Origin of the sequence: Segeticoccus rhizosphaerae (assembly GCF_009192725.1) — a bacterium.
GTDB classification, from domain to species: domain Bacteria; phylum Actinomycetota; class Actinomycetes; order Actinomycetales; family Dermatophilaceae; genus Segeticoccus; species Segeticoccus rhizosphaerae.
In genome coordinates this window covers 1-9106 of sequence record NZ_VOHR01000143.1, presented here as the reverse complement: position 1 = coordinate 9106, position 9106 = coordinate 1, and the positions used below count along the sequence as shown (strand labels likewise).

Annotated in this window: 9 protein-coding genes; all 9 read right to left on the bottom strand. The window is 69.2% G+C overall.

The window, feature by feature from the left end; genetic code table 11:
- On the bottom strand, nucleotides 1–1042 hold a 1042-nt coding region (locus tag FRW57_RS12375), incomplete at its 3' end, for a 2Fe-2S iron-sulfur cluster-binding protein (RefSeq protein ID WP_152186106.1).
- Nucleotides 1039–2352, bottom strand: coding sequence for an NADH-quinone oxidoreductase subunit NuoF (gene nuoF / locus FRW57_RS12370; RefSeq protein WP_137120654.1), 1314 nt, complete (start codon nucleotides 2350–2352; stop codon nucleotides 1039–1041). The genes FRW57_RS12375 and nuoF, both read right to left, overlap by 4 nt.
- Complete coding sequence (nuoE, locus tag FRW57_RS12365) at nucleotides 2349–3125, bottom strand: NADH-quinone oxidoreductase subunit NuoE (RefSeq protein WP_152186108.1); 777 nt, start codon at nucleotides 3123–3125, stop codon at nucleotides 2349–2351. The genes nuoF and nuoE overlap by 4 nt, the downstream gene beginning before the upstream one ends.
- 151 nt (nucleotides 3126–3276) lie before the next feature.
- Nucleotides 3277–4641, bottom strand: coding sequence for an NADH-quinone oxidoreductase subunit D (locus FRW57_RS12360; protein ID WP_137120655.1), 1365 nt, complete (start codon nucleotides 4639–4641; stop codon nucleotides 3277–3279).
- Nucleotides 4641–5522, bottom strand: coding sequence for an NADH-quinone oxidoreductase subunit C (locus FRW57_RS12355; RefSeq protein WP_238999409.1), 882 nt, complete (start codon nucleotides 5520–5522; stop codon nucleotides 4641–4643). Before FRW57_RS12355 ends, FRW57_RS12360 begins: the two co-directional genes overlap by 1 nt.
- Nucleotides 5519–6073: a NuoB/complex I 20 kDa subunit family protein gene (locus FRW57_RS12350; RefSeq protein WP_137120656.1), complete on the bottom strand. Its 555-nt coding sequence runs from the start codon at nucleotides 6071–6073 to the stop codon at nucleotides 5519–5521. Before FRW57_RS12350 ends, FRW57_RS12355 begins: the two co-directional genes overlap by 4 nt.
- An 18-nt stretch (nucleotides 6074–6091) precedes the next feature.
- Nucleotides 6092–6454 carry an NADH-quinone oxidoreductase subunit A gene (locus tag FRW57_RS12345; protein ID WP_137120657.1) on the bottom strand — a complete coding sequence of 121 codons (363 nt, stop codon included), beginning with the start codon at nucleotides 6452–6454 and terminating at the stop codon, nucleotides 6092–6094.
- A 76-nt stretch (nucleotides 6455–6530) separates the two neighbouring features.
- Nucleotides 6531–7856 carry a geranylgeranyl reductase family protein gene (locus tag FRW57_RS12340; protein ID WP_137120741.1) on the bottom strand — a complete coding sequence of 442 codons (1326 nt, stop codon included), beginning with the start codon at nucleotides 7854–7856 and terminating at the stop codon, nucleotides 6531–6533.
- Nucleotides 7857–8128: 272 nt separating this feature from the next.
- On the bottom strand, nucleotides 8129–8818 hold the full coding sequence (locus FRW57_RS12335; protein ID WP_152186105.1) for a demethylmenaquinone methyltransferase: 690 nt from the start codon (nucleotides 8816–8818) through the stop codon (nucleotides 8129–8131).
- Nucleotides 8819–9106 lie beyond the last annotated feature (288 nt).

The following is a 9106-nucleotide window of genomic DNA, read 5'->3' as shown; positions in this document are numbered from 1 at the left end:
CACCCGAGGCGCGCGCGGCGTCGAGCCCGCGAGCCGCGACCTCGAGGGCCTCCGGCCAGCCGGCGACGCGCAGCTGCCCGTCGTCACCCCGCACGAGCGGCTCCGTGATCCGGTCGCTCTGCTGGGCATACGTGAACGCCCAGCGCCCCTTGTCGCAGTTCCACTCCTCGTTGACGGCGTGGTCCTCGAGGGCCATCCGGCGCAGGACCGTGCCGCGGCGGTGATCGGTGCGCTGGGCGCAGCCGCTGGCGCAGTGCTCGCACACGCTCGGGGTGGAGACCAGGTCGAACGGACGGGAGCGGAACCGGTAGGCCGAACCCGTGAGCGCACCGACCGGGCAGATCTGCACGGTGTTGCCGGAGAAGTAGGACTCGAACGGCTTCTCCTCGTAGATGCCGACCTGCTGCAGCGCGCCCCGCTCGATCAGAGCGATGAACGGGTCACCGGCGATCTGGTCGGAGAAGCGGGTGCAGCGAGCGCACAGGATGCAGCGCTCGCGGTCGAGGAGCACCTGGCTGGAGATGTTGATCGGCTTGGGGTAGGTGCGCTTGATGTCCTCGAAGCGCGACACCGCCCGGCCGTTGGACATCGCCTGGTTCTGCAGGGGGCACTCGCCACCCTTGTCGCACACCGGGCAGTCGAGCGGGTGGTTGATGAGCAGGAACTCCATCTGCCCGTGCTGTGCCTTGTCGGCCACCGCGGAGGTGTGCTGCGACTTGACCTGCATGCCCTCGCTGACGGCGATGGTGCAGGACGCCTGCGGCTTCGGCATCGCCCGCATCGACCCGTCCGGGCCGGGGGTGGCGACTTCCACCAGACACTGGCGGCAGGCGCCGACCGGGTCGAGCAGCGGGTGGTCGCAGAACCGCGGGATCTGGATCCCGACCTGCTCGGCCGCCCGGATGATCAACGTGCCCTTGGGCACGCTCACACCCACACCGTCGATGGTCAGGTTGACCAGCTCCGGCTTGGGCGGAATCTGGGCGTTGCCTCCCTCGTCCACGGCGTTGCCACCGGCAGAGGGTGAGGTGGACACGGTCATGGGGCCACGGTCTCCTTCGCGAACAGCGTCGAGCGCGACGGCGGGAACAGCTCGGCGGCCGGGGTGTGCATACCGGCCTCGAACTCCTCGCGGAAGTACTGCACCGCGGAGGTGATGGGGCTGGTCGCGCCGTCCCCGAGGGCGCAGAACGCCCGACCGAGGATGTTGTCACAGATGTCGACCAGCTTGTCGATGTCGTCCTGGCTGCCGCGGCCGTGTTCCAGTCGCTCCATGATCTGCGACAACCAGAAGGTGCCCTCGCGACAGGGCGTGCACTTGCCACAGGACTCGTGGGCGTAGAAGTCGGTCCAGCGCGCCACGGCACGCACCACGGACGTGGTCTCGTCGAAGATCTGCAGGGCGCGGGTGCCGAGCATCGACCCCGCGGCCGCCACCGACTCGAAGTCGAGGGGCACGTCGAGGTGCTCTGCCGTGAAGATCGGCGTGGAGGAGCCCCCGGGGGTCCAGAACTTCAGCTCGTGGCCCTCGCGGACGCCCCCAGCGAGCTCGAGCAGCTCGCGCAGGGTGATGCCGAGCGGCGCTTCGTACTGTCCGGGCCGGGTCACGTGCCCGGACAGGCTGAAGATGCCGAAACCGGTGGACTTCTCGGTGCCCATGCCGCTGAACCAGTCGGCCCCGTGCAGCAGGATCGAGGGCACCGAGGCGATGCTCTCGACGTTGTTGACGACGGTGGGGCGGGCATACAGGCCGGCGACCGCGGGGAACGGCGGCTTGAGCCGGGGCTGGCCGCGTCGACCCTCCAGGGAGTCGAGCAGCGCCGTCTCCTCGCCGCAGATGTAGGCTCCGGCGCCCGCGTGCACGGTCACCTCGAGGCTGAAGTCGGTGCCGAGGATGTTCTTGCCGAGGTACCCCGCGGCATACGCCTCCTCGACCGCGCGCAGGAGGCGACGGTAGACGTGCACCGTCTCCCCGCGCAGGTAGATGAACGCGTGCTCGCAGCCGATCGCGAACGAGGTGATCACCACACCCTCGAGCAGGATGTGTGGCGCCGCCAGCATCAGCGGGATGTCCTTGCAGGTGCCGGGCTCGGACTCGTCGGCGTTGACCACCAGGTAGCGCGGGCCACCGTCCGGCGGGGGCAGGAAGCCCCACTTCATGCCCGTCGGGAAGCCGGCGCCGCCACGTCCGCGCAGACCGGAGTCCTTGGTCATCGCGACCAGCTCGTTCGGCTGCATCGTCACGGCCTTGCGCAGCGCCTTGTATCCGTCGTTGCGCAGGTAGGTGTCGAGGGTCCAGGACTGCGGGTCGTCCCAGAACTTCGTGAGGATGGGCGTCAGCTGGGTGCTCACCGCTCCGCCTCTCCGGCGCCGTCCGCGCCTTCTGGACCATGGTCGTCGTCGGCGCCCGGGTCGGGCGCGGTCCAACCGCGCTGGTGGGCCACCTTGAGGCCCTCCAGCGACGCCGGGCCGGCGCCGACGCCCTCGTCGGCCAAACCGTCGGGGAAGCCGGCCAGCACCCGCTCGGTGTGCTTGAACGCGCACGCGCGCGAGGCGCCACGGGTCGGTGTGACCTCGTTGCCGGCGCGCAGGTCGTCGACCAGCGCGGTCGCGCTCTGCGGGGTCTGGTTGTCGAAGAACTCCCAGTTGACCATCACGACGGGGGCATAGTCGCAGGCCGCGTTGCACTCGACCCGCTCGAGGGTGACCTTGCCGTCCTCGGTGGTCTCGTCGTGGCCGATGCCGAGGTGGTCACTCACCCGCTCGAAGATCTCGTCTCCGCCCATGATCGCGCACAGCGTGTTGGTGCACACGCCGACGGTGTAGTCACCGTTGGGGTGGCGCTTGTACTGCGTGTAGAAGGTGGCGACGCCGCTCACCTCCGCGGCGGTCAGCTCCAGCTTCTCGGCGCACCAGTTGACCCCGCGGCCGGTCACGAAGCCGTCCACGCTCTGCACGAGGTGCAGCAGCGGCAACAGCGCCGAGCGCCGCTGGGGGTAGCGCGCGATGATCAACGCGGCGTCCGCGTCCAGCTGGGCCAGCACGTGCGCGTCATACGGCTGGTCGGAGGCGTGCAACGGTGTCTGCCGGTGCACCGGGTCCGGCGCGGCTCCGGCCTCGCTCATCGCGGTCCGGTCGTCCGAGTGCCCGGTGTTCGCCGTGTGCTCGATCTCTGTCATCGGTCCACTCCTCCCATGACGTCACCCCACGAAATCCTCGCTCGTACCTCACTCGGTACTGCGCGGGGACCCCGACATTCCTTGTGCACGGCGTTTGTCATCGGTCCACACCACCCATGACTGGGTCGATCGAGGCCACCGCGACGATGACGTCGGCGATCATGCCGCCCTCGCACATCGCGGCCACGGCCTGCAGGTTGTTGAAGGAGGGATCGCGGAAGTGCGCCCGATAGGGCCGCGTCCCTCCGTCGGACACCACGTGCGCGCCGAGCTCGCCCTTGGGCGACTCGATCGGCACGTAGGCCTGACCGGGCGGCACCCGGAAACCCTCCGTCACCAGCTTGAAGTGGTGGATCAGCGACTCCATCGAATCGCCCATGATCTCGCGGATGTGGTCGAGGCTGTTGCCCATGCCGTCGCCGCCCAGGGACAGCTGCGCGGGCCACGCGATCTTCTTGTCCTCGATCATCACGGGGCCGGGCGTGCTCTGCAGGCGGTCGATGGTCTGCTCGACGATCTTGAGCGACTCGTACATCTCCGCGAAGCGCACCAGCAGACGGCCGTAGGCATCAGACGTGTTGGCCGTCTGCACCTCGAAGTCGTAGGTCTCGTAACCGCAGTAGGGCTCGGACTTGCGCACGTCGAGCGGGAACCCGGTGGAGCGCAGGATCGGTCCGGTGAGGCCGAGCGCGATGCACCCGGTCAGGTCGACGTAGCCGACATCGACGGTGCGGCCCTTGAGGATCGGGTTCTCGACGAGCAGCAGCTCGAGCTCGTGGATGCCGCGGCGGATCTGCGGGATGGCGTCCCGCACCTTGTCGATCGCACCGGGTGGCAGGTCCTGCACCACACCGCCCGGGCGGACGTAGGCGTGGTTCATCCGCAGGCCCGTGATCATCTCGAAGATCGACAGGATGCGCTCGCGCTCGCGGAACCCGATGGTCATGACCGTCGTGGCGCCCATCTCCATGCCGCCCGTGGCAAGCGCGACCAGGTGGGATCCCACACGGTTGAGCTCCATCATCATCACGCGGATGATCGAGGCGCGCTCGGGGATCCGGTCGGTGATGCCCAGCAGCTTCTCCGTCGAGAGGCAAAAGGCCGTCTCGTTGAAGATCGGCATCAGGTAGTCCATGCGCGTGCAGAAGGTCACGCCCTGGGTCCAGGTGCGGAACTCCATGTTCTTCTCGATGCCGGTGTGCAGGTAGCCGATGCCCGCCCGGGCCTCGGTGACCGTCTCGCCGTCCAGCTCGAGGATCAGCCGGAGCACGCCGTGGGTCGAGGGGTGCTGCGGACCCATGTTGACGACGATGCGGTCCTCGCCGATGGAGGCTGCCTCCTCGGCGAGGCTCTCCCAGTCACCGCCGCTCGCGGTGAAGACACGACCCTCCGCGGCGTCGTCCCGGTCGGACTCGGACGTCGCGAAGATGTCCTCGGTCTCGTGTGTGGTCTGCTCGGTCATCAGCTGTACGACCTCCGCTGGTCCGGCGGCGGCACGGTGGCGCCCTTGTACTCCACCGGGATGCCACCGAGGGGGTAGTCCTTGCGCTGGGGGTGGCCCGGCCAGTCGTCCGGCATCAGGATCCGCGTGAGCGAGGGGTGCCCGTCGAACTCGATGCCGAACATGTCCCAGGTCTCGCGCTCGTGCCAGTCGGCCGAGGGGTAGGTCGCGACGATGGAGGGGATGTGCCGGTCGTCGTCGGGACAGGACACCTCCAGCCGGATCCGCCTGCTGCCGTGGGTGATCGACAGCAGGTGGTAGACCGCGTGCAGCTCACGACCGGCCTCTTGGGGATAGTGGACCCCGGAGACGCCCGTGCACACCTCGAACCGCAGCGCCGGGTCGTCACGCAGGGCGCGCGCGACCGCGGGCAGCGCTTCGCGTGCGACGTGGAGGGTCAGTTCGCCCCGGTCCACCACGACGCGCTGGACCGCGTCGCCGTAGGTCGTGTCGTCACCGTCGCCGAGGCCGCGCTCCAGGGCGTCGGCAACCTCGTCGAAGTAGGAACCGTAGGGCCGAACCGCCGCGGCCGGGAACAGGATCGGTGACTCCAACCCGCCATACCCGCTGGTGTCGTTGCCCAGTGAGGAACCGAACATGCCCTGGCGCTCGCCGATGACGACCGGCTCGGGAGCCGTGCCGGGCTCGGCGGGCAGGTTGGGCGGCTCGGCGGCGGTGGGGGCACCACCGGTTTCCTGCGCGGCCGTCGTCGACACCTTCTGCTCCGGCTTGTCGGCCGCCGGCGTCACCTCGGCCTTTTCGCCGTTGTCACTGCGGGCTGCCTCCGGCTCGCCTGACGCCGAACCGCTCGCTCCGCTCGTGCCCTCGCTCGGCGGCGTCATGCCAACAGCCCCTTCATCGCGTGCGTCGGCGTCGCCTCGAGAGCGGCCTGCTCGGCCGCGCGCGCCGCCTCGACCCGGTTGACCCCCAGCTTGGAGTTCTGGATCTGCTGGTGCAGCACCAGGATCGCGTTGATCAGCATCTCCGGGCGGGGCGGGCAGCCCGGGAGGTAGACGTCGACGGGGACGACGTGGTCGACCCCCTGCACGATCGCGTAGTTGTTGAACATGCCGCCGCTGCTCGCGCAGACGCCCATCGAGATGACCCACTTGGGCTCGGGCATCTGGTCGTAGACCTGGCGCAGCACGGGCGCCATCTTGTTACTGACGCGCCCCGCCACGATCATCAGGTCGGCCTGCCGCGGCGTGGCGGAGAACCGCTCCATGCCGAAGCGCGCGATGTCGTAGTCGGGGGTGCCGACCGCCATCATCTCGATGGCGCAGCAGGCGAGCCCGAACGTCGCCGGCCACACCGAGCTCTTGCGCATGTAGCCCGCGACCTGCTCGACGGTGGTCAGCAGGAAGCCCGCTGGCAGCTTCTCTTCAATACCCATGATCTATCGGTGTCCCATCTAGTCCCACTCCAGGCCGCCGCGGCGCCAGACGTAGGCGTAGGCGACGAACACTGTGAGGATGAACAGCACCATCTCCACCAGCGCAAAAAGGCCCATCTTGTCGAAGGCCACGGCGAACGGGTAGAGGAAGACGCTCTCGATGTCGAAGACGATGAACAGCATCGCGGTGATGTAGTACTTGATCGGCACCTTGCCGCCGCCCTCGGCCTGCGGCGTCGGGTTGATGCCGCACTCGTAGGCGTCGAGCTTGGCCCGGTTGTAGTGGCGGGGGCCGGCGATCGGGGCGATCATCACCGAGAACACCGCGAAAGCCGCGCCGATGCCGGCGAAGAACAGGAGTGGGACGTACGAGTGGCTCATGACCTCGCGCTCCCCTTTCGGATGCTCGGTGTGGTCAGGGCTCGTCGGCGCACAATCCTAGGCCCGGTGCGATTCGTCATGCCGCTGGGGCCATCTTGGAGAGCGCGTTGATCAACCGGTCGCTCGCCGCACCGCCGTGCGGCTCGGTGAGGTTGGCCATGATCTTGAGCATGAGCTTCATCAGCGTGGTGCGCGGCAGGCCGTAGCGGGTGGCGAGTCGCATGACCTCGGGATGACCGATCATCTTCGCGAATCCCCTCCCCAGCGTGTAGTAGCCGCCGAGCGCATCCTTCATCACCGCGGGGTAGGACCGCAGCACCCGCTCCCGCGCGTCGTCGGTCTGCCGGGCGAAGGCCTGGGCGACGACGTCGGCGGCCAACCGCCCGGACTCCATCGCGTAGGCGATGCCCTCACCGTTGAACGGGTTGACCATCCCCCCGGCGTCACCCACCAGCAGTAGGCCCCGGTCGTAGTGCGGCTGCCGGTTGAAGCCCATCGGGAGGGCGGCGCCGCGGATCGGCCCCGTCATCGTGGAGTCGTTGTAGGTCCACTCGGCCGGCATCGTCGCCACCCAGCGCTTGAGCACGTCCTTGTAGTCGACCCGGCCGAACGCCTTGGACGTGTTGAGGATGCCCAGGCCGACGTTGCTGGTGCCGTCGCCGACGCCGAAGATCCAGCCGTAGCCGGGCAGGAGGATCTGGGTGTCCGGATCGTCGGCCTTGGGCGCCCACAGCTCGAGCCAGGACTCCAGGTAGTCGTCGTCGTGACGGGGGCTCTCGAAGTACGTGCGCACCGCGACCCCCATCGGGCGGTCGTCGCGCTTGGGTCGGTCCATCGACAACGACAGGCGGCTCGAGTTGCCGTCGGCCGCGACAACCAGGGGCGCGCCGTAGACGACCTCGTCGCCAGTGCCGCGACCCTTCTCGTCGACCGGCCTGGCCCGGACGCCGACGATGTGCCCGGTGCGGTCGTCGAGGACCGGACCGACCACGTTGGTGCGCTCGTGCAGCCGGGCGCCGTGCTTGACCGCGTGCCTGGCCAGGATCTCGTCGAAGTCCTGCCGGGTCCGGACCAGCCCGTATGGCGGGAAGCTGGCCAGGTCGGGCCAGTCCAGCTGGAGCCGCATGCCGGAGCCGAGGATGCGCAGTCCGTGGTTCTTGATCCAGCCGTCCTCCTCCGGCGTCGGGATGCCGAGGGTGATCAGCTCCTTGACCGCGCGCGGGGTGAGTCCGTCGCCGCAGACCTTCTCCCGCGGGAACTGCGTCTTCTCCAGCAGCAGCACGTCCAGACCCGCCATCGCGAGGTAGGCGGCAGTTGCCGAACCACCCGGACCGGCGCCCACCACGATGACGTCAGCGGTCTCGGCAGCGGTGGGGGCCGTCGAGGCGGTCGCGGAAGAGATCTTCGATGAGGGTGCGGCGGAAGGCGGGAAGGTGCTCGACCCCACCCGGGACACGCTGCTGCTGCTCTCGCTCACGACTGCCTCTGCACGCTTGTGAAGATCTTCACGAACTCGACTTGGCAGTCTATGACGGAAGGCTGGATCTGTCGTACCAAGGCGCACCTAACCTCCTCTGGCATCTCCCTCGTGAGGAATCTTCGTGAGGTCCGGTGCCCTCCTGGGGGCCGGAACCTCACGATGATTCCTCACGGCGGTCGGGGCGGGGGGAGGTCTCAGCGGCGCGCCCGGTGGAGGGCGACGATGCCACCGGAGAGGTTGCGCCAGGCGACGTCCTGCCACCCGGCCGACGCCAGCATGGTGGCCATGCCCCGCTGGTCGGGCCAGGCCTGGATCGACTCGGCCAGGTAGACGTAGGAGTCCGGGTTGGAGCTGACCCGCCGCGCCACCGGCGGCAGCGAGCGCATGAGGTACTCGGTGTAGATGGTGCGGAAGGCCCGGTTGGTGGGCTGGCTGAACTCGCAGATGACGACGCGGCCGCCGGGTGCCGTGACCCGGTGGAACTCCTCGAGGGCCGCCTGTGGGTCGGCGACGTTGCGCAGCCCGAAGGACATGGTGACCGCGTCGAACGCGCCGTCCCTGAAGGGCAGGTGCAGCGCGTCGGCGGCGGTGAACCCCAGGTCCGGGCGGCGGCGGAGACCGGCTCGCAGCATGCCGAGCGAGAAGTCCGCCGGGACGACGTCCACCCCCCGGTCGGCGAACGGCTCGCTGCTCGTGCCGGTGCCGGCCGCGATGTCGAGGACCCGTTCCCCGGGCCGGACGTCCACCGCCGCGAGGACCGCCTTGCGCCAGCGCCGGTCCTGCCCGAGGGAGAGGATGTCGTTGGTCAGGTCGTAGCGCCCGGCCACGTCGTCGAACATCGAGGCGACCTCGTCCGGGCGTTTGTCGAGGCTGGCGCGCGTCATGGCCCCATCCTCACCCATACCCGCCCTCGACGGGCAGACGGCCGTCCCCGTGCTCGTTTCGCCCTGTCTGCTGTCGCCCAGACCGGTGTGCCAGCTCGAAACCGTCCGTCGAAGCGGCTTGGGCGACGCACAGGCCGGCAGCGGACAGACGTAGGCTGTGCCGCCGTGAGCACCCTGCACGAGGCCCCCGAGTCGGCCGCATCCGCGCCGCTGGTGGCGCGCACCGTCGATCTCGCCGACCCGGGCCCGTTGCTGGCCCTGCTGCCGGATCGGCCCCCGGACGAGCTG